Below are 19,437 nucleotides of genomic sequence, written 5' to 3'. Positions count from 1 at the left end.
GCATGGCCTCACAGCGGAAAGTCATCATCACCTGCGCCGTCACCGGCGCGATCCACACGCCCAGCATGTCGCCGCACCTGCCGGTGACGCCGGAGGAGATCGCCGACGCTGCGATCGGCGCTGCCGAAGCCGGGGCGGCGATCATCCACCTGCACGCCCGCAACCCCGAGACCGGTCAGCCCGACCAGTCGCCGGAGGCCTTCGCCAAGTTTCTGCCGGTGATCAAGCAGCGCTCGGGCTGCGTCGTGAACATCACCACCGGCGGCGCGCCGACCATGTCGATCGAGGAGCGGGTCCGCCCAGCCGCGACCTTCCAGCCGGAGGTCGCCTCGCTCAACCTCGGCTCGATGAATTTCGGCCTGTTCGGCATGCTCGACCGCTTCAAGGACCTGAAGCACCAGTGGGAGCGGGATTACCTCGGCAACAAGGACATCATCTTCCGCAACACGTTCGGCCAGATCGAGCACATCCTCACCACCTGCGGCCCGAACGGCACGCGGTTCGAGTTCGAGTGCTACGACACGGCCCATCTCTACAATCTCAAATACTTCTTCGATCGCGGGCTGGTGAAGGCGCCGCTGTTCATCCAGACCGTGTTCGGCCTGCAGGGCGGCATTGGCGCGCATCCCGACGACGTAATGCACATGAAGCGCACCGCTGACCGGCTGTTCGGCGATCAGTACCGCTGGTCGGTGCTGGGCGCCGGCCGCAACCAGATGAACATCGCCGCCATGGCGGCCGCGATGGGCGGCAACGTCCGCGTCGGCCTGGAAGACAGCCTCTGGGACGGCCCCGGCAAGCTCGCGGAAACCAACGCCGCCCAGGTCCGCCGCGTCCGCTCGATCATCGAGGGGCTGGGGCTGGAGATCGCCTCGCCCGACGAGGCCCGCGAGATGCTGTCGCTGAAGGGCGGGGACAAGGTCGCGTTCTGAGGCAGGTCGGGCCGAGGCAGAACGGTCTCGGCCCGGCGCCTACTCGGGCACCCCGAAGATACGATCGAGATCGGCCTGGGCTATGCCTTCGATCTCGAGGATCTTGAGCCGGCTTTGATCGCCGGCAGCGATCCGGACCGAACTGCGGCCGATTTTCAGCGCTTTGGCGATCATCTTTTCCAGCGCTGCGTTGGCCGCGCCATCGACCGGCGGCGCGGACACCCGCGCCTTCAGGTAAGGCTGGCCTTTCTCATCCCGCGCCCAGCCATCCGCCGCATCGCGCCCGCCGCGCGGCGTGAGGCGGACCACGAGCCGAACGGACCCCATCGATCGCCGACCGTTAGAAAATCTTGCCGGGGTTCAGCCGGTTGTCCGGGTCCAGCGCCCGCTTGACCAGCCGCATGGCGGCGATCTCCTCGGGCGAGCGCGAGAGCGGCAGCTTGCTCCGCTTTTCCAGGCCGATGCCGTGCTCGGCCGAGACCGAGCCGTTGAGTTCGGCGAGCGGCGTGTAGAGCGCGGCGTCGATGGCTGCGTTGCCGGCGGCGTCGAGGCGGGTCGTGTTCCAGTGCAGGTTGTTGTCGCCGATATGCCCGTAGACGACGGCGCGGCAATCGGGGATCGCCGCCAGGCGTTCCAGCGCGCCCCGGACATAGCCGTCCATCTTGGAGAGTGGCACGCTCACGTCGAAGGCGCGCTCGATCCCATCGGCGTTCAGGTGCTCGACGCGGTCGCGGATGCGCCACATGCCGCGGCGCTGCTCCTCCGAGGAGGCCACGGCCGCGTCGAGGATCGTGCCGTCGCCCATCAGGCCTTCCAGCAGGCCAAGGAACCGGTCGGACTCCTCCGGGACGCACTCGACCTCGATGATCGCGTAGAACGGATAATCGTAGCTCAGCGGCGGCGTCGCCCGGCCGGGGGCGGTCATCAGCCGGTAGAAATCCGGCCACAAGCCCTCGAAGGACGACACGCGCCCCTGGAACGCGCTCTGGGCGGCGCGCAGGACCCGGGCGCCATCGTCGACGCCCGGGCAGGCGATCAGCGCGGTGGCGTATCCGGCGGGCTCCGGGCGGAGGCGCAGGACCGCGCGGGTGACGATGCCGAGCGTGCCCTCGGTGCCGACGAACAACTGCTTAAGGTCCAGCCCGGTGTTGTTCTTGATCAGCGGGCGCATGGACGAGACCACCGTGCCGTCGGCCAGCACCGCCTCCAGGCCCAGCACCATCTCGCGCATCATGCCGTAGCGCAGCACCCGCAGGCCGCCGGCATTGGTGGAGATCGCGCCGCCGATCGTGGCCGAACCGCGGGCACCGAGATCCAGCGGGAAGAACAGGCCGTTCTCCGTGGCGGCGTTCTGCACGCTCTCGATGGTGGCGCCGGTGCCGACCACCACGGTCATGCCGAGCGGGTCGATCGGCTCGATCCCGGTCATCCGCTCGGTGGAGAGAGTGATCTCATCGGGCGCGCAGAGCGTCCCGTCCACGAGGCCGGTGGCGCCGCCCCGCGGCACGATCGCGACCCCGGCCGCGTGGCAGGCGGCCATCACGGCGCTGGTCTCGGCGGTGCTGCGCGGGCGCACGAGGGCGAGCGCCGCGCAGGGCTCCGTCGGCCGGGTCCAGTTCGCGGACCGGCCGCGCAACTCCGCGCCGGTGACGAGTCCGGAGGGCCCGACGATGTCGGAGAGACGCGCGAGGATCGATTCGGCGGCTGTCATCGGATGGGTCTCTGCGGCTGGGGCCGTGTGGTCCGGAAAGCTGCGGGCGTCAGGCTCTGTCACAGAAGCCCGCGCGCGGCGAGATTGCGCATCAGCGCGCGGGCGCCGAACGTCCAGGGCTCGCAGGCGTCGCACGGGCGCATGCGGTTGACGAGGCTGCCGAGTTCCGGGCTCGCCACGACGACGCGGTCACCCTCGACATGGGTGAAGCCGAGGCCCGGGCCGTGCCGGTCCTGGATCGGCGCGAACATCGTGCCGAGCAGCAGGATGGCACCGTCCGGGTAATCGTGGGTGCGGCCCATCAGGGCCCCGACCAGCTCCTCCGGGTCGCGGCTGATCTCGGCGAGCGGGGAGGTGCCCTCCATCCGGAACCCGTCGGTCCCGGTCACCTCGAGCGTCACGGTGGTGCGCCGCACGTCGTCGAGGCCGAAGGTCTCGTCGAACAGCCTGAGGAACGGCCCCAGGGCGCAGGAGGCATTGTTGTCCTTGGCCTTGCCGAGCAGCAGCGCCGAGCGGCCCTCGAAATCGCGCAGGTTCACATCGTTGGCGAGTGTCGCGCCGACGATGTTCTGCTGGGATGAGACGGCCAGCGCGACTTCCGGCTCGGGATTGTTCCAGTGCGAATCCGGATGCAGCCCAGCGTCCGCGCCGCAACCGACCGCGGAGAGCGGCTGCGCCTTGGTGAAGATCTCCGCGTCCGGCCCGATTCCGACTTCGAGATACTGGCTCCAGGCCCCCTGGGCGACCAGGACCTCCTTCAACGCCATCGCGGCGGGCGAGCCGGGCTTCAGCCGGCGCAGGTCGTGTCCGACCAGGCGCTCGACCTCCGTGCGGATCGCCGCGGCCGCTGCCAGGTCGCCCCGCGCCCGCTCCTCGATCACCCGTTCCAGCATCGACGTCGCGAAGGTGACGCCGGCGGCCTTCAGCGCCTGGAGGTCCACCGGGGCGAGCAACCACGGCTGCCCCGGGTCGCGGCCCTCCGGCGGGGTGTTGGCCAGGATCGTATCGAGGCTGCCGAGATCCGCGCCCTCGGCGGCGCGCAGGGCCGCGGCGGCGTCCGGCGTCTCGCACAGGTCGCTGACCGTCGCGAAGCGCGCCGTGACGTCGACGACGCGCGCCTCGCCGCCCGACCCCGCCCGGATCGCCACGACGCTCGGTCCGCCGACATCCGGGCGCCACACCCGTCCGACCAGCGCGCCCCGGACGCCGTCATTGGGAAGGATCTCGCCTGCGGTCAGACCGGATTGTGCCATACCGTCCTCTTCCTTCGGGATCCTGCCCGCCGTCTCCGATTATGCCCGGACGTCGCACCGGCAGCGGGGCCGATGCCATCGCCTTAGCATCCGGTGCCGGCTCAGGCGCCGGTGGGATGTTTCATGCCGGCGGCCTCGTCACCGATCCCGGCCCGTCGGGCAAGTCCGGTCGAACTCAACCGTATGGCCACCGGCGCCGAAATCGGATCCGGTCGTCCGGATGCAGGATTTCACAGGAAGGTCCTGACAGAAACGGGATATGATTCAAAATTCAGGGTCGGCCGGCTTGCTTTCCGCCGGATGCTCTATTGTACTGCTCAGACAGGAGTCGCCGTCAGAGCGTCCCTGATTGGGAGGAAGCATGGCCTCGGTGGGAATCCGCGAGGTTCGCAAGGCTTTCGGATCGACGAACGTCCTGCACGGTGTGTCCGTGGACATCCGGGACGGTGAGTTCGTGATCCTGGTCGGGCCTTCGGGCTGCGGAAAATCGACGTTGCTCCGGATGATTGCCGGCTTGGAGAATATCTCCGGCGGCGAGATCCGTATCGGCGAGCGTGTCGTCAATGATGTTCCGCCCAAGGAGCGGGACATCGCGATGGTGTTCCAGAATTACGCGCTCTACCCGCACCTCACGGTTCGCGAGAACATGGCGTTCTCGATGCGGATCCGGAAGGCGCGGGCGGCCGAGATCGACGAGCGCGTCAGCAAGGCCGCGCAGATCCTCGGGCTGACCCATCTCCTCGACCGCTACCCGCGCCAGCTCTCCGGCGGCCAGCGGCAGCGCGTCGCCATGGGCCGGGCGATCGTGCGCGATCCGCAGGTGTTCCTGTTCGACGAGCCGCTGTCGAACCTCGACGCCAAGCTGCGCGTCGCGATGCGGACCGAAATCAAGGAGTTGCATCAGCGCCTGAAGACCACGACCATCTACGTCACGCACGATCAGATCGAGGCCATGACCATGGCCGACCGGATCGTGGTGATGCACGACGGCGTGGTCGAGCAGATCGGGCCGCCGCTGGAACTCTACGACCGGCCCGACAACCTGTTCGTGGCGGGCTTCATCGGATCCCCGGCGATGAACTTCGTGAACGGGACTGTTCGGAGGAACGGGAATCTCGTCTTCGCGGCGGATTCGGGCTTGACGATCCCCCTGAACGAGGCGCCGGCGGGCATCGAGGGCCGGAAGCTGGTCCTCGGGATGCGGCCTGAGCATTTCGATCTGGCGCGCGACGGGATCGCCGCCGAGGTCGTCGTGGTCGAGCCGACCGGGTCCGAGACCATGCTGGCGGTGCGCGCCCAGGGTCAGGACTTCACCTGCGTGCTGCGCGAGCGCGTCAGCGAGGGGCCCGGCGAGACCGTCTACCTGCGCCCGAACCGCGTGCACTTCTTCGATGCCGAGTCCGGACGACGCCTGCCGACCTGACCCGTTTTCGGTTGCCGAGCCCGGCCGCCCGGACGAACCGCGTCCGGGGCGCGCCGATCCATTCAGGGAGTGACGCCACGATGACCAGACTCGACCGCCGTTCCCTCCTGGCGGGTGCCGCCGCGACCGGGCTCGCCGCGGGCAGCGACCTGCTGGGCTTCGCCCGGGCCTGGGCGCAGACCGCCGAATGGAAGCCTGAGCCCGGCGCCAGCCTGTCGCTCCTGCGCTGGAAGCGCTTCGTGCCGAGCGAGGACGAGGCGTTCCTGCGGATGGTGGACGCCTTCACCAAGGCGACCGGCGTCAAGGTGTCGGTCACCAACGAATCTTTCGACGACATCCAGCCCAAGGCGTCCGTGGCGGCCAATACCGGGCAGGGGCCCGACATGGTCTGGGGTCTGTTCTCGTTCCCGGCCCTGTTCCCGGACAAGTGCCTGCCGCTGGAGGACGTCGCCGATTCGCTGGCCAAGAAGTACGGCCCGTGGTTCCCGTCGGCGGAGGCCTACGGCAAGGTCAAGGGCAAGTGGATCGCGATCCCGGTCGGCTTCAACGGCGGCTACCCGAACTACCGGATCTCGGCAATGCAGAAGGCCGGGTTCAGCAAGTTCCCAGAGGACACAGCGGGGTTCCTGGAACTCTGCCGGGCGATGAAGAAGAACAACACCCCGGCCGGCTTCGCCCTCGGGCATGCCACCGGCGACGGCAACACCTGGTGCCACTGGGCACTCTGGTCCCACGGCGCCAACCTGGTGGACGCCAACGAGAAGATCGTGATCAACTCGCCCGAGACCGCCAAGGCGCTCGAATACGTCAAGTCCCTCTACGAGACCTTCGTGCCCGGCACCGTCTCGTGGAACGACTCGTCCAACAACAAGGCGTTCCTGGCGGGCGACCTGTACCTGACCAACAACGGCATCTCGATCTACGCTGCGGCCAAGAAGGACAACCCGAAGCTCGCCGAGGACATGGACCACGCGGTCTGGCCTATCGGGCCCGCCGGCAAGCCCACCGAGTTCCAGCTCGCCTTCCCGATCCTGGCGTTCAAATACTCGAAGGCGCCCAATGCCTGTAAGGCCTTCATCAGCTTCATGATGGAGGCGTCGAACTACAATCCCTGGCTGGAGGCCGCGCAGGGTTATCTGTGCGAGCCGCTGTCGAACTATCCCAAGAACCCGATCTGGACGAGCGATCCGAAGAACGCGGTTTTCGCCGAAGCGGGGCGGCGGTCGCTGGCGGCCGGCGGCCTCGCGCCGGTGAGCGAGCGGATCGCCGCGGTGCTGGCCGACTTCGTGGTGGTGGACATGTTCGCCAGCCACTGCACCGGCCGGGAGGACGTGAAGACCGCGATCCGCAACGCCGAACGCGCCGCTCAGCGCATCTTCCGCAACACCTGAACGCGGCCGGCCGCGGGCCCTTCGTCCGCGGCCTCGATTTCGAGGCGTACCCATGGCGCACACGGCCCTAACACAGCCGGCTCCGAATGCGGTCCTGACCCGCTCGGCCTGGCAGCGCCTGCGCGCCAGCCGCGGTTGGGCGGGCTTCTGGTTCATGCTGCCTACGGCGCTGATCCTGGGCCTGTTCCTGGCCTATCCGCTGCTGAAGGGCATCTGGCTGTCCTTCACCAACACCCGGATCGGCCGGGAGGGCACGTTTATCGGCCTGGAGAACTACGCCTGGCTCTGGGACGACGACGTGTTCTGGCTCTCGGTGTTCAACACCTGCCTTTACACGGCGGTGGCCTCGGTGGTGAAGTTCGGCGTCGGGCTCTACCTCGCACTGCTGCTCAACAAGAACATGCCGTTCAAGTCGATCGTCCGGTCGATCGTGCTGATCCCGTTCGTGGTGCCCACGGTCCTGTCGGCGATCGCGTTCTGGTGGATCTTCGACAGTCAGTTCTCGATCATATCGTGGTCGCTGCGCCACATGGGGATCATCGACGGCAACATCGATTTCCTGGGTCAGCCGAGCATGGCCCGCGCCTGCGTGATCTTCGCCAACATCTGGCGCGGGGTACCGTTCATCGCGATCACGCTCCTCGCCGGGCTGCAGACGGTCTCGCCGTCGCTCTATGAGGCTGCGACCCTCGACGGGGCCTCGAACTGGCAGATCTTCTCGCGCATCACCCTGCCGCTGCTGACGCCGATCATCGCCGTGGTGATGACCTTCTCGGTGCTGTTCACCTTCACCGACTTCCAGCTGATCTGGGCGATGACCCGGGGTGGCCCGGTCAACGCCACGCACCTGATGGCGACCCTGTCGTACCAGCGCGGCATCCTCTCCGGGACGCTCGGCGAGGGGGCGGCGATCGCCACCGCGATGGTGCCGTTCCTTCTCGCCGCGATCGGCATCTCGTGGTTCGGCCTTCAGCGCCGGGCCTGGCAAGCCGGGGGAACCGACCGATGAGCGCACCCGCTCCGCCCGCCCATGCCGACCCGCGCCTCGCCTCCGTCGTGGCGGCCCGCCCCGCCGGCCTCACCGACGACAGCGAGGGGATGGCCTACCTGGAGCGCCTGCCGCGGCGGCTCGTGACCACCTACCTGCCGCTACTCATCATCCTGGCGGTGCTGCTGTTCCCGTTCTACTGGATGGCGCTCACGGCGATCAAACCGGACGAGCAGCTGATCGACATGGAGCGGTTCAACCCGTTCTGGGTCGTGGACCCGACGCTCAAGCACATCAACAAGCTCCTGTTCGAGACGCAGTATCCACGCTGGCTCTGGAACACGATGTACGTGTCGGTGGCGGCCACCATCCTGTCGCTGTTCGCGAGCGTGCTGGCCGCCTATGCCTGCGTGCGGATCCGCTACCGGGGCGCCGGCTGGGTCGGCGCGGCGATCTTCCTCGCCTATCTCGTGCCGCCCTCGATCCTGTTCATCCCGCTCGCCACGATCATCCAGGCCTACGGCCTGTTCGATTCGCCGATCGCCCTGATCCTGGCCTATCCGACCATCCTGATCCCGTTCTCGACCTGGCTCCTGATGGGCTACTTCAAGACCATTCCCTACGAGCTGGAGGAATGCGCCCTCATGGATGGCGCGAGCCGGTGGCAGATCCTGACCAAGATCATCCTGCCGCTCGCCTTCCCGGGCCTGATCTCGGCCGGGATCTTCTCGCTGACCCTGTGCTGGAACGAATTCATCTACGCGCTGACGTTCCTGTCCTCGACCCAGAACAAGACCGTGCCGATCGCGGTGGTCAGCGAGTTCGTGGACGGCGACGTCTACAAGTGGGGTTCGCTGATGGCCGGCGCGCTGCTCGGCTCACTACCTCTGGTGATCCTCTACTCGTTCTTCGTGGAATACTACGTCTCCGCGCTCACCGGCGCCGTGAAGGAGTAGCGGCTGCGGGCCCGAACATCGCGTAAAATGCGCCGACAGCCATTGTGCCGGGGCCTGCGATTGCTCAGACACTCCGCCCCGCCGCCGCACTGTGAGAGCTGCGGACCGAGATCGCGGAAGGTCACGCCATGGCCCACTTCATCGAGGCTCGCGCCACCCTGGTCGGCGACGCCATAGCGGGGCTCCTAGCGGCCAGCGGCGGCCGCCTGGCGCGGCTGGACGGCGACCCCGACATCCGCGTCGTGCTGCGCGCCGACCTGGATGCGGACAAGGTCGCGGTGATCTCGGGCGGCGGCTCCGGGCACGAGCCGGCCCATGCCGGGTTCGTCGGAGCCGGCATGCTGAGTGCCGCCGTGTGCGGCGACGTCTTCGCCTCGCCGAGCGTCGATGCGGTCCTCGCCGGGATCCTGGCGGTGACCGGGCCGGCCGGGTGCCTGCTGATCATCAAGAACTACGCGGGCGACCGGCTGAATTTCGGCCTCGCGGCCGAACGGGCCCGGGCCCTCGGCCGCAAGGTCGAGACCGTCGTCGTGTCCGACGACATTGCGCTCCCGGCGGCCAAGCAGCCGCGCGGCGTGGCCGGCACCCTGTTCGTGCACAAGGTCGCGGGACACGCGGCGCAGGCGGGCGCCCCGCTGGAGGCCGTCGCGGCGCTCGCCCGCCGGGTGGCGGATTCGGCGCAATCCCTGGGGATCGCGGTCTCGACCGCGACCATTCCCGGTTCGCCCCGGAGCGAGCGCTTCGTGGAGGGGCAGGCGGAACTCGGGCTCGGCATCCATGGCGAGCCGGGGGTGGAGCGCATCGCGCTGCCCGGCGCCGGCGATCTGGCCCGTCTGATGACCGAGCGCTTCTCCGCGACCGGGCCGCTGGCGCTCCTCATGAACAATCTCGGCTCGGCCACGGCCCTGGAGATGCAGGTCCTGACCCAGGCGGTGCTGGCCACCGATCTCGGCCGGCGGGTGCGCCTGCTGCTCGGGCCGGCGCCGCTGATGACTGCGCTCGACATGCACGGGGCATCGGTGTCGATCCTGCCACTCGACGACGCGATCGAGGCGGCGTTGCTGGCGCCGGTCCCCGTGCCGGCCTGGCCCGGTGCGGTGCGGATCGCGCCGCCGGTCCTGCGCCCGCTTCCCGCAGAGCTCGCGGGCGAAGCCTTCGCGCCGTCGCGCGATCCCGCGGTGGCCGCGCGGCTCGCCGCCGTCACGCGGGCGCTCATCGCCTCGGAGGGCGCGCTCAACGCCCTGGACGCGAAGGTCGGCGACGGGGACACCGGCACCACCTTCGCCGGCGCGGCGCGGGCGGTGGAAGCGGACATCGACCGGCTGCCGCAGGCCGACCCGGCAGCCCTGTGCCGCGCGCTGGCGGAGCGGATCGGCCGCGCGGTCGGCGGTTCGAGCGGCGTGCTGGCCTCGATCTTCTTCGCCGCCGCCGCGTCCGCGCTCACCGACGGTGCGTCCTGGCCCGACGCGTTGGAAGACGGCGTGGCCCGGGTCAGGGGCTACGGCGGTGCCGGCCCGGGCGATCGGACCCTGCTGGACGCCCTGATCCCCGCGCTCGAAGCCCTGAAATCGGACGGCCTCGACGCCGCCGCCGCTGCCGCCCGCGCGGGCGCCGCCGCCACGGCCCGGATGGACCGCGCCGCCACCGGTCGGTCAAGCTACCTCGCGGCGGCGGATCTCGCTGGTGTCGAGGATCCGGGAGCGGCCGGGGTTGCGATGGCGTTTGAGGCGTTGGCGGCGGCGCGTTGATGTCCGAAGTATCGTCTGCGTCGGGCCGTCAGTTGGATGTGAGGCTTCTCGCGCTGTCTGGAAGCACGCGCCATAGTTCGACGAACACCGCGCTGTTGAGGGCACTGCAAGCCATCGCACCGGAGCGTATTCGCATCTCCGTCTACGACCGTGTCGGCAGCCTCCCCATTTTCTCGCCGGATTTAGAAGGTTCGCTCACTCCACTCGCGGCACAGGAATTCCTGCAAAGCGTGCGCGACTGCCAGGGCATGATCATCGCGAGTCCAGAATATGTCCGGTCTATTCCCGGTGGACTGAAGAATGCCATCGATTGGCTGATATCAACATCGTTTGTGATCGATAAGCCCATCGCGCTCGTGCATGCGTCTCACCGGGGCGACGACATGCTGCAGGCTCTGCGCACCGTGCTCGCGACGGTCAGCACGCAGTTCAACACCGATCTTTTCTTGCGTCTGCCGCTGCTCAACGAGACTCCGGAGCGCATCGCGCATATCGTCGGCGTGCCAGCCAACCGGTTGTCGGCAGAGAACTTTCTCGAGACGTTTGCGACCTTCTGCCGAGAGTGTGCTCCGTGCGAACCTGCCTGATCCTCGACGACTATCAGAACGCGGCGCTCGGCCTCGCCGATTGGGCGCGCCTGTCCGACCGGGTCGCGGTCGCGCCGGTCACCGAGCACATCGCGGATCGGGACGCCCTCGTGGCCAGGATCGACCAGGCCGAGATCCTGGTGATCATGCGCGAACGCACGCCGTTTCCGGCGGATCTGCTGGAGCGTCTGCCCTGCCTGAAGCTGCTGGTCACCAGCGGCATGCGCAACCTCGCGATCGATGTCGCGGCGGCGCGGTCGCGGGGCATCACGGTCTGCGGCACGGAATCGAGCCCCACGCCGCCGACCGAGCTGACCTGGGCGCTGATCCTGGGCCTCGCCCGCCACCTTGCGGTCGAGAGCCGGAATCTTCGGGACGGTGGTCCTTGGCAGAGCACGATCGGGACCGATCTGGCCGGGGCGACGCTCGGTATCCTGGGGCTAGGCAAGATCGGTGTGCGCGTCGCCGAGATCGGCCGCGCCTTCGGCATGCGGGTGATCGCCTGGAGCCCGAACCTCGACGATGCCCGGGCCGCAGCCGCCGGGGTGGAGCGTGCGCAGTCCAAGGACGCCCTGCTCGAGGCAAGCGACGTCGTCAGCATCCATCTGGTGCTCGGCGAGCGCACACGCGGCCTTCTGGGCGGGGAAGAGCTGCGCCGGATGCGACCGGGCGCCCTGCTGGTGAACACGTCGCGCGCGCCGATCGTCGATCAGGCCGCCCTGGTCCGGGCCTTGGAGGAGAGGTGGATCGCGGGAGCTGGACTCGACGTCTTCGAGACCGAGCCGCTGCCGGCCGACAGTCCGTTCCGGCACCTGCCGAACGTCCTGGCGCTGCCTCATGTCGGCTACGTCACGCGCAACAACTACCGGACGTTCTTCACCCAGGCCTTGGAGGATATCGAGGCGTGGCTCGCCGGTTCGCCGATCCGGCTGCTGGGCTGACGTCAATCGCTGCGCGGGTCGACGGCGTCGGCCAGGCCGTCGCCCAGGAGCGTCAAGGCGACCAGGGTGGCGATCAGGAAGGCGGCCGGACCGGCCAGCATGTGGGGGGCCGACTCGATCGCCCGGGCGCCCTCGGCGATCAGCACGCCCCAGCTCGTCTGCGGCTCCTGAACGCCCAGCCCGAGGAACGACAGGAAGCTCTCAAGCAGGATCACCTGCGGCACCAGCAGGGTCGCCGCCACGGCTACCGGGCCGAACGTGTTCGGCACGATGTGGCGCAGGATGATCCGGGGCGTGCCGAGGCCGAGGGCGCGGGCGGCGCGGACGAAGTCGCGCTCGCGCAGCGACAGGGTCTGCGCCCGGACGATCCGGGCCATGTCGAGCCATTCCACCGCGCCGATGGCCACCAGCATCAGCGTCAGGCTCGCCCGGAAGAACACCAGCAGGAGGATGACGAAGAACACGAACGGCAAGGCGTAGAGCACGTCCACCAGTCGCATCATCACGGCGTCGACGGCGCCGCCGACGAAGCCGGCGGTCGCGCCGTAGCCGACGCCGATGAGCAGCGCGACCAGGGTGGCGGTGAGCCCGATCAAGAGGGAGACCCGGCCGGCGACGAGGCAGCGGGTGAGCAGGTCGCGGCCATGCACATCGGTGCCGAGGGGGAAGTACAGGCGCCGCACCGGCACCTGTACGACCAGTCGCGTCCCATCCGGGGATCCGTCGACGACCCGCGGCTCGCCGAACATGTCGGAGCGCGGCAGGTAGACGAGGCTGCGCCGGTCGAATGCGGCCTCCGAACCCAGCGTCAGGCGTACTGTGTCACCGTCGCGGGCCACGTCGTCGAGGCGGGACCGCATCCGGAAGGCGAGGCGTTCGAGGGCCGGGCGCAGATGCTCGGAATCCGGCTGCGCCCTCAGGCCGGCCGGAAGCTGGCGCAGGTCCGGATAGGCCCGTACCGGATCGTGCCCGGTCAGCGCCGGGCCGAACAGGCAGGCCAGCGCGATCAGGACGAGCACGGCTAGGGCGGCCATCGCCACCCGTTCGCGGCCGAGCCGGAGCAGCGTGCGCGCCGCAGGCCCGGTGGTGATTCCCCCGGTGCTCATGCCAACCGCCGCAGGCGCGGATCGAGCCAGGCACAGGCGAGGTCGGCGATCAGGTTCAGGGCGATGACCAGCACCGCGACCACCAGGACAGTGCCCATCACCAGCGTGTAATCGCGGTTGAGTGCCCCCTCCACGAAGTAGCGGCCGATGCCGGGCAGGCCGAAGATGGTCTCGACCACCACGGATCCGGTGAGCAGGGCCGCCGCCAGCGGGGCCAGGTAGGCGACCACCGGCAGGAGCGCCCCGCGCAGCGCATGCCGGGTGATGCGAACGGGCGGCAGGCCGAGGCTTCGCATGGTCCGCACCGGTTGGGTGCGCAGCACCTCGCCGAGCGAGGCGCGGGTCAGGCGTGCCAGCGCGCCCACCTGCGGCAGCGCGAGGGTCACCACCGGCAGGATCAGGTGGCTCGGCGCGCCGCCCTCCCAGCCGCTCAGCGGCAGCCAGCGCAAGGTCAGCCCGAACAAGATCTGCAGGAGCGGCGCCACCACGAAGCTCGGCAGCGACAGCGACAGCGCCGCGCCGAGGCCGAGCAGCCGGTCCAGCGCGCCGCCGCGCCGGAGCGCCGCCACGGTTCCGAGCCCGATCCCCAGGCAGGTCGCAAGCGACAGGGCCAGGGCTCCGAGGGTCGCCGAGATCGGCAGCCCCCGGGCGATCAGGTCGCGCACGCTTTGGTCGCGGAACGAGAAGGACGGGCCGAGATCGCCCCGCGCCAGGGCCGCCAGGTACCCGCCGAACTGCACGATCAGCCGCCGGTCCAGGCCGTAGACCCGCCGCAGGTTGTCCATGGCGGCCGGCGCCAGCGGACGCTCGAGGTCGAACGGCCCTCCGGGCGCCAGCCGCATCAGGAAGAAGCTCACGGCCACCACCGCGAACAGCGTCGGCACCGACTGCGCGAGGCGGCGCAGGATGAAGCGGATCACGCGTCGAGCCTCATGAAGCGGGTCGGTGCGGCGTTGCGCAGGTTCGGGACGTACCCGTGCAGCCGCGGTGCGATCAGCGCCTTCGAGCGATAATGCATCAGCGGGATCCAGGGGAGCTCGCGCAGCGCGATGGACTCGGCATCGCAGAGCAGCTCGGCCCGGCGGGCGAGGTCGCGTTCGGCGGCCGCGCTGGTCAGGAGCGCGTCGTAGGCCGCGTCCGACCAGCGGCCGGCGTTCAACCCATCGTTGCCGCTCTGGAGCAGAAACAGGAAATTCTGCGGATCGGAATAGTCGGCAATCCAAGAATAGCGGGCGACGTCGAAGCTGCCGCCGTCGCGCAGATACGCGAAATGCGTCTTGGCGTCGGTGTAGACAAACCGTGTCTCGATCCCGAGGTCGCGCCACATCTCGGCCACCGCCACCGCGGTGTTGCGGTTGTTGTCGCTGACGTTGAACCGGTACTCCACGGTGAGCGGCCGCCCCGGCCCGAAGCCGGCCTCGTCGAGCAGGCGGCGCGCCTGCGCCTCGTGGTCGATCGGCAGGCCCAGGCGCCCCGCGGTCTCGGGCGGCGTCCGATAATTGTCGATGCCCGGCGGGCACAGGGAATAGGCGGGGCTCATGGTGCCGCCGTAGAGCCCGTCGGCGAGATATTCCCGGTCGATGAGCAGCGACAGCGCCTGGCGGACCCGCCGGTCCGAGAACGGCGCCTTGTGGGTGTTGACCACCAGGGCTTCGAGCCCGAGCGACGGACCGAGGACCACCTGGGCGCCGAAGCGGCGGCGCAGGTCGGCGATCTGGTCGGCCGGGAGCTGGGACAGCGAGTCGAGTTCCCCCGCCGTGTAGCGGCGCACCGCGCTCGACAAGTCCGGCGTCGGCAGGAAGGCGACGCGCCGGATCGCGATCGCGCGGGCTTCGGGATGGTGCGGATTGACCTCGAGGGTGATCGCCCCGCCCGGCACCCGGTCGACCAGCCGGTAGGGGCCGTTGGTCACGAAGTTGCCCGGGCGGGTGAACGCATCGCCGTAGCGCTCGATCGACGCGCGATGCACCGGCAGGGCGGTCTGATGGGTCAGGAGCTCGAGGACATACGGCGTCGGCTGTTCGAGGGCGATCCTGAGCCGGAGAGGCCCTTCCGCCGCGACCCCGAGGGTGTCGCCGGCTGCATCGCCGCGGTTCACCGCCGCCGCCCCGCGGATCGGAAACAGGATCTCGGCGTATTTCGCCCCCGTGGGCGGCGCCAGGATGCGGCGGAACGCATAGACGAAATCGTCCGCGGTGACGGGGTCGCCGTTCGACCATCGTCCGTCCGGACGCAGCTCGAAGTGTAAGATGAGGCCGTCATCCGAGACGGTCCAGGATCGGGCGGCGCCCGGGATGATGGCCCCGTGATTGTCGTAGGTCAGGAGGCCGTCGAACAGGTCGCGCAGGATGTGCGCCTCCGCCACCGTGGACGAGCGGTGCGGATCGAGGGTCTCGGGATCGGCGTCGTTGCCGCGGCGGTAGAGGCCGGGATCGCCGGCGCGGGCGGGCAGTGCGACCGCGAGGGCGGCAGCACCGGCCAGCCACGTACGCCGGCGGATCGCCATCCTCAGGCGCCGGTCTCGGGCACCAGGCCGGCGGCTTCGATCGCCGCCACCGCGCAGATTTCGTCGTTGTCGGACGTGTCGCCCGAGATGCCCACCGCGCCGAGCAGCCGCCCCTCGCGGGAGCGGATCAGCACGCCGCCCGGCACCGGGACGAGCGCGGCCGGGCCGGCGACGTGGCTCACGGCGGCGACGAAATAGGGCTGCGCCTCGGCCCGCGCATGGATCGCCCGGGATCCGAGCCCCAGCGCCAGGGCGCCGTTGGCCTTCCCACAGGCGATCTCGGCCCGGCGCAGCGACGTGCCGTCCTCGACAGACACCGATTTGAGCGCGCCCCGGTCATCGTACACCACCACCGCCATCGGTTTCAGCCCACGGGTCCGGGCTTCGCGCAGGGCGGTATCCACGATGCTGCGGGCGGCCTCGAGCGTCAGGTCGATCATCGGAATCCAAGGGCTGTCGCCGCTCGGGGCGGCAGTCCGATCCTTACCGGATCGATCGGGGACCGGTCCACCACAACGCCAGCCTGGTCGTCTCAGCCGGCGCGCTCGACGCCTTGTCTCCTGAACGGCCCAGGTGTTTCCGCTTGTTTCCGGCGCCGTCGGGCGGCATGTGTCGGCGTGCCGGCAGGCGCTCTTGGAGGATGGCCTAACTTTGTCTCAGGCAGGCGCGCGCGGTATCGCGGTTGGGCGGGACGGCTGGCTGTTCTGGGTCGGCCGCGCGAACGAGTTGGTGGATCTGTACACCGACTCCCCGGCGACACGCCGCTTGCTGCGCCGATGGGTGCGGCTGGTCGTCGGCCGCGTCCGTCGGGCCGAGTCCCTGGGCGCAACCTACGTCCACGCGATCGTGCCCGAGAAGATCGCTATCCATGCCGACACGCTCGACCGGCCGTTCCCGGGCCTGGCCGATCCGCCCGGCGCGCGGCTCGGCCGGCTCCTGGCGACGCAGACGCGGGCGGACCTGGTCGATCTCTACGAGCCCCTGCGGGCGGCGCGCGCCGAGGAACCGGTCTATCTCCGCACCGATACGCACTGGAACCATCGCGGCTACATCGCGGCCTACCGGGCGCTGTGCGAAGCGCTCGCGGTCGCGCCGGCGCCGCACGTGCTCGACGCCACCGGCCAACCCGCGCGCTTCGTGTTCGATCTCGGCGGCAAGCTCAAGCCGCCGGTGGACGAGGCCTATTTCGCCCACGAATTCCCCCAGCGGGCCCAGCGCAGCGAGGCCAACGCCCTGGTGCATCTGCGCGAGACCGGACGGGTCGCCGGCCGGGGCGGCTTCTTCGTCGGATCGCGCGCGGTGATGCGTAATCCCGAGGCCGCCGATCCGCGGCGGATCGTGCTGTTCGGCGATTCCTACGTGTTCGATCAGGGGCCGCGCCTCACCGCGATGCTGGCCGAGAGCTTTCGCGAGGTTCACGCGATCTGGTCCGCCGAGATCGACTGGGCCTACGTCGCCGCCGTGAAGCCCGACCTCGTGGTCTACGAGATCGCCGAGCGCTTCCTCCGGCGCGTGCCGACCGACCGTTTTTCAGTCGACGCGTTCGCGGAGCGGCGGGTCCGGCGCGAGTTGAATCCCACCGTGCTCGACCGGCTGCGCACCCTTCTGCGCCTGCGCTGACGTGCAGAACGCCGCCCGACGCGTATCCCGCCAGCCCCGCAGGCGACGCGATCGCATCACGCCGGGGGCGATGCCGGCGCCCAGGTAAGGTTCTCCAGGAAGGTGTCGAAGTCGGCGATCATGTCGTCCGGCCGCTCGAAATGCGGGAAGGCGCCGGTCGGCAGGGTGAGGACGCGCCAGTTCGGCCGGCCCGCGACCCGCGGCGCCAGCCGGTAATCGACGAAGTCGCCGCGCCGCCCGTGGGCCATCCAGACCGGATGGCGCAACGTCTCGTAGAGACGCGTCGTGTCGGTCGGGAACAGGTGGCCTGCGATGAAGCAATACGGGGCGTGCTCGGCACCCGGCTGGTGGGCCGAGGCGTAATCATACGCGAACAGACCCTCGTCGATGTCCTTCGAGCCGAACGTCTTCTGCAGGAAGAAGCGCATGCTCGGCCGGGAGGCCAGCGCATCGAACAGGGGCCGGCCGAGGGGCGGCCGATCCAGCAGGTCGCGCAGTCGGTCGCGTCCCCGATGGCCGTCCGGAGGTCCGTCGCCGGAGAGTCGCGCATCGAACCCGGTGGGGCTGATCAGGCCGAGGCTGCGGTAATCCTCCGGCCGCTCGACAGCCGCGCGGGCGAGGTAGGAGCAGGACAACGACAATGCCATCGCGTCGATGGCGCCAACGGAATGCCGTTGCCGGATCTCGGCCACGGCCGCACGGATCGCTTCCACCATCAGGCGGGGCGTGTAGCGGCGGCGCGATCGCTCGGAGAATCCGAAGCCCGGCAGATCCAGGGCGTAGACCGGGCGGGTCTGGCGGTAATGCAGGTAGAGCGGACGGACCTCGTAGGCGTTCGCGGCCGCGTTGATGGAGTGGATCAGCAGGAGCGGCACGCCGTCCCGGTCGGTCGTCCCATACAGCGAGAGCGCGCCGGCGCGCTCCGTCGCGAGCATCTCGTGCCGGCCGGGCAGGGCCGGCGGCAGGTCCATGTGGCGGTCGACGGCGAACCGGCTCCAGCCGACGAGCCCGGCGGCCGAGCCGAGACCGGTCAGGATGGCCGCGATCCCGAAGCGACCGGCGCGTGTCTTCTTACGAGGCTGCCGGCTCATCGGGGCTCCAGAACCTCGGTCGGCCCCGACCCGGACGGTGCCAGCGCCGGGAAAGGGGGAGACAGTGCCGTCGTATCAGGATGCGTGGCCGGCCAGGCTGTTCGACGCCAACGCCGGGGAACGTCCGGAGGGGCGGATCGGGCTGATGTCCCGGCCCGCCGCCTCGCGGAAGAAGTCCACCGTCGCCGGATCGTTGCGCCAGTCCTGGACGCGCCGCGAGACCAGGGCCTCGCGCGGGCGCTTGTCGTAGTTCGCGTAGGCCGCCGCCACGAATTCCGGCCGCGTCATCGTGCGGGCGGGGCCCGAGCGGCGCGTCTCGGCCTTGAAGAAGAGCGCGCTGCCGGGAATGCCGTAATGCGCGCCAATCTCGGGATAGACGGGCCAACTGCCCTGGCCCCCGAGGTCGTCGGGCACGAAGGCGTCCAGGTCGCATTCGGGGTAGGCGACGCCGGATTTGGTCAGCAGCCCGCGGGCGAGGTCGGCAACCACGTAGAGCTTGGTGTGGTTGATCGAGTGCATGAAGCAGCCGCGGCGCGCCCACCGCGTCAGGTGCGTATCGAGATCGTACTGCGCCTGGGCGCCGAGGCCACGCAGATAGGCGACCGACTCGTTCCAGAGATCGAAATAGCCCAGCCGCTCGAAGACCGGCTCGGCAAACAGGCGCAACGCCTGCGCCTGCGAGAAGCCGGCCAGATAGGCGTAGAGCGTGATCGCCGAATGCGAATGCCCCATCGGCCCCGAGATCAGGCCGTTGAGCGAGACGGCATCCTGCACGCCGACATGGATCAGATCCGGATGGTAGGCGCCGAACACGATGGTGGGGATCAGCCGGACCTTCGGGTGTGTCCGAAACCGGTCGATCGTGCCGCCGTCCTTGAACCGGGGCAGGTAGATGCTGGAATAGACGTGATCGTAGCCGTCGGCATGCGCCATCAGGTCCACGAGCTTCGGGAAGCGCCGGGTGACCGTGAAGGCCGAGACGAAATCGACCTGGGCGTCGGGCAGCAGGAAACGCAGCACCTTGGCCATGGAGCCGGCCTGGCAGACTCCGACTACAAGGATGCGAGGCGAGCCCGTCCGCTTCTTCCCGATCTGCGCAAGCCGGTGCCGCGCGCGCCAAAGGCTATCCACCGTCAACATGCCGCTTCTCTCGCATGTCCGCGGGCCGTGGGCAAACCGCACCG

18 protein-coding genes are annotated in these 19,437 nt (G+C 69.5%); 9 read left to right on the top strand and 9 right to left on the bottom strand.

Annotation, left to right across the window (positions count from 1 at the left end):
* The first annotated feature begins 2 nt into the window (after positions 1-2).
* The gene (locus tag ACYQPG_RS25495; protein ID WP_147906905.1) at positions 3-932 is read left to right on the top strand and encodes a beta-keto acid cleavage family enzyme; all 930 of its coding nucleotides are present in this window, start codon (positions 3-5) and stop codon (positions 930-932) included.
* 39 nt (positions 933-971) lie between these two features.
* Here the strand turns inward: ACYQPG_RS25495 and ACYQPG_RS25490 are convergent, their stop codons facing one another.
* The 3 genes from ACYQPG_RS25490 to ACYQPG_RS25480 are packed head-to-tail and all read right to left on the bottom strand — an operon-like array spanning position 972 to position 3,896.
* Positions 972-1,259 carry a DUF167 family protein gene (locus tag ACYQPG_RS25490; protein WP_147906904.1) on the bottom strand — a complete coding sequence of 96 codons (288 nt, stop codon included), beginning with the start codon at positions 1,257-1,259 and terminating at the stop codon, positions 972-974.
* Between the two features lie 13 nt (positions 1,260-1,272).
* Positions 1,273-2,643: an FAD-binding oxidoreductase gene (locus tag ACYQPG_RS25485; RefSeq protein WP_147906903.1), complete on the bottom strand. Its 1,371-nt coding sequence runs from the start codon at positions 2,641-2,643 to the stop codon at positions 1,273-1,275.
* Between the two features lie 59 nt (positions 2,644-2,702).
* Positions 2,703-3,896 carry a fumarylacetoacetate hydrolase family protein gene (locus ACYQPG_RS25480; RefSeq protein WP_461231985.1) on the bottom strand — a complete coding sequence of 398 codons (1,194 nt, stop codon included), beginning with the start codon at positions 3,894-3,896 and terminating at the stop codon, positions 2,703-2,705.
* Between the two features lie 361 nt (positions 3,897-4,257).
* On the opposite strand from ACYQPG_RS25480, the gene ACYQPG_RS25475 reads away from it, so the two are divergent.
* The 7 genes from ACYQPG_RS25475 to ACYQPG_RS25445 all read left to right on the top strand — a co-directional run bounded on the left by ACYQPG_RS25475 (position 4,258) and on the right by ACYQPG_RS25445 (position 11,930).
* Positions 4,258-5,319, top strand: coding sequence for an ABC transporter ATP-binding protein (locus ACYQPG_RS25475; RefSeq protein ID WP_147937518.1), 1,062 nt, complete (start codon positions 4,258-4,260; stop codon positions 5,317-5,319).
* Positions 5,320-5,399: 80 nt separating this feature from the next.
* A complete protein-coding gene (locus ACYQPG_RS25470; protein ID WP_147906900.1) occupies positions 5,400-6,710 on the top strand; it encodes an ABC transporter substrate-binding protein in 1,311 nt (436 codons plus the stop codon).
* A 52-nt stretch (positions 6,711-6,762) separates the two neighbouring features.
* Positions 6,763-7,719, top strand: coding sequence for a carbohydrate ABC transporter permease (locus ACYQPG_RS25465; RefSeq protein WP_147906899.1), 957 nt, complete (start codon positions 6,763-6,765; stop codon positions 7,717-7,719).
* Entirely contained in the window at positions 7,716-8,654 is a 939-nt protein-coding gene (locus ACYQPG_RS25460) for a carbohydrate ABC transporter permease (RefSeq protein ID WP_147906898.1), read from the top strand. Before ACYQPG_RS25465 ends, ACYQPG_RS25460 begins: the two co-directional genes overlap by 4 nt.
* Before the next feature lie 128 nt (positions 8,655-8,782).
* Positions 8,783-10,402: a dihydroxyacetone kinase subunit DhaK gene (locus tag ACYQPG_RS25455; RefSeq protein ID WP_147937516.1), complete on the top strand. Its 1,620-nt coding sequence runs from the start codon at positions 8,783-8,785 to the stop codon at positions 10,400-10,402.
* 38 nt (positions 10,403-10,440) lie between these two features.
* The gene (locus tag ACYQPG_RS25450) at positions 10,441-10,989 is read left to right on the top strand and encodes an NADPH-dependent FMN reductase (RefSeq protein ID WP_461232507.1); all 549 of its coding nucleotides are present in this window, start codon (positions 10,441-10,443) and stop codon (positions 10,987-10,989) included.
* Positions 10,974-11,930, top strand: a complete 957-nt coding sequence (locus tag ACYQPG_RS25445; protein WP_461231984.1) for a D-2-hydroxyacid dehydrogenase family protein — start codon at positions 10,974-10,976, stop codon at positions 11,928-11,930. Before ACYQPG_RS25450 ends, ACYQPG_RS25445 begins: the two co-directional genes overlap by 16 nt.
* Positions 11,931-11,932: 2 nt before the next feature.
* Here ACYQPG_RS25445 and ACYQPG_RS25440 read toward each other — a convergent pair whose 3' ends face one another.
* From ACYQPG_RS25440 to ACYQPG_RS25425, 4 genes are read right to left on the bottom strand one after another with little or no spacing between them, the layout of a single operon-like run.
* Complete coding sequence (locus ACYQPG_RS25440) at positions 11,933-13,036, bottom strand: ABC transporter permease (RefSeq protein WP_419830549.1); 1,104 nt, start codon at positions 13,034-13,036, stop codon at positions 11,933-11,935.
* The gene (locus ACYQPG_RS25435; protein WP_461231983.1) at positions 13,033-13,956 is read right to left on the bottom strand and encodes an ABC transporter permease; all 924 of its coding nucleotides are present in this window, start codon (positions 13,954-13,956) and stop codon (positions 13,033-13,035) included. Before ACYQPG_RS25435 ends, ACYQPG_RS25440 begins: the two co-directional genes overlap by 4 nt.
* Positions 13,953-15,542, bottom strand: a complete 1,590-nt coding sequence (locus ACYQPG_RS25430) for a peptide ABC transporter substrate-binding protein (protein ID WP_419830547.1) — start codon at positions 15,540-15,542, stop codon at positions 13,953-13,955. The genes ACYQPG_RS25435 and ACYQPG_RS25430 overlap by 4 nt, the downstream gene beginning before the upstream one ends.
* A gap of 2 nt (positions 15,543-15,544) precedes the next feature.
* Positions 15,545-15,982 (bottom strand): GlcG/HbpS family heme-binding protein, encoded by a 438-nt coding sequence (locus tag ACYQPG_RS25425; RefSeq protein ID WP_147906894.1) that lies wholly within the window; start codon positions 15,980-15,982, stop codon positions 15,545-15,547.
* Between the two features lie 211 nt (positions 15,983-16,193).
* On the opposite strand from ACYQPG_RS25425, the gene ACYQPG_RS25420 reads away from it, so the two are divergent.
* Positions 16,194-17,162 carry an alginate O-acetyltransferase AlgX-related protein gene (locus ACYQPG_RS25420; RefSeq protein WP_419830546.1) on the top strand — a complete coding sequence of 323 codons (969 nt, stop codon included), beginning with the start codon at positions 16,194-16,196 and terminating at the stop codon, positions 17,160-17,162.
* A gap of 56 nt (positions 17,163-17,218) precedes the next feature.
* Here the strand turns inward: ACYQPG_RS25420 and ACYQPG_RS25415 are convergent, their stop codons facing one another.
* Together ACYQPG_RS25415 and ACYQPG_RS25410 are read right to left on the bottom strand one after the other, a co-directional pair.
* The gene (locus ACYQPG_RS25415; protein ID WP_461231982.1) at positions 17,219-18,253 is read right to left on the bottom strand and encodes an alpha/beta fold hydrolase; all 1,035 of its coding nucleotides are present in this window, start codon (positions 18,251-18,253) and stop codon (positions 17,219-17,221) included.
* A gap of 75 nt (positions 18,254-18,328) precedes the next feature.
* Positions 18,329-19,393 carry a WcbI family polysaccharide biosynthesis putative acetyltransferase gene (locus ACYQPG_RS25410; RefSeq protein WP_147906892.1) on the bottom strand — a complete coding sequence of 355 codons (1,065 nt, stop codon included), beginning with the start codon at positions 19,391-19,393 and terminating at the stop codon, positions 18,329-18,331.
* Between the last annotated feature and the right edge of the window lie 44 nt (positions 19,394-19,437).

It is taken from the genome of Methylobacterium sp. CM6246, from assembly GCF_054818005.1.
This window is presented reverse-complemented; position numbering and strand designations above follow the sequence as displayed.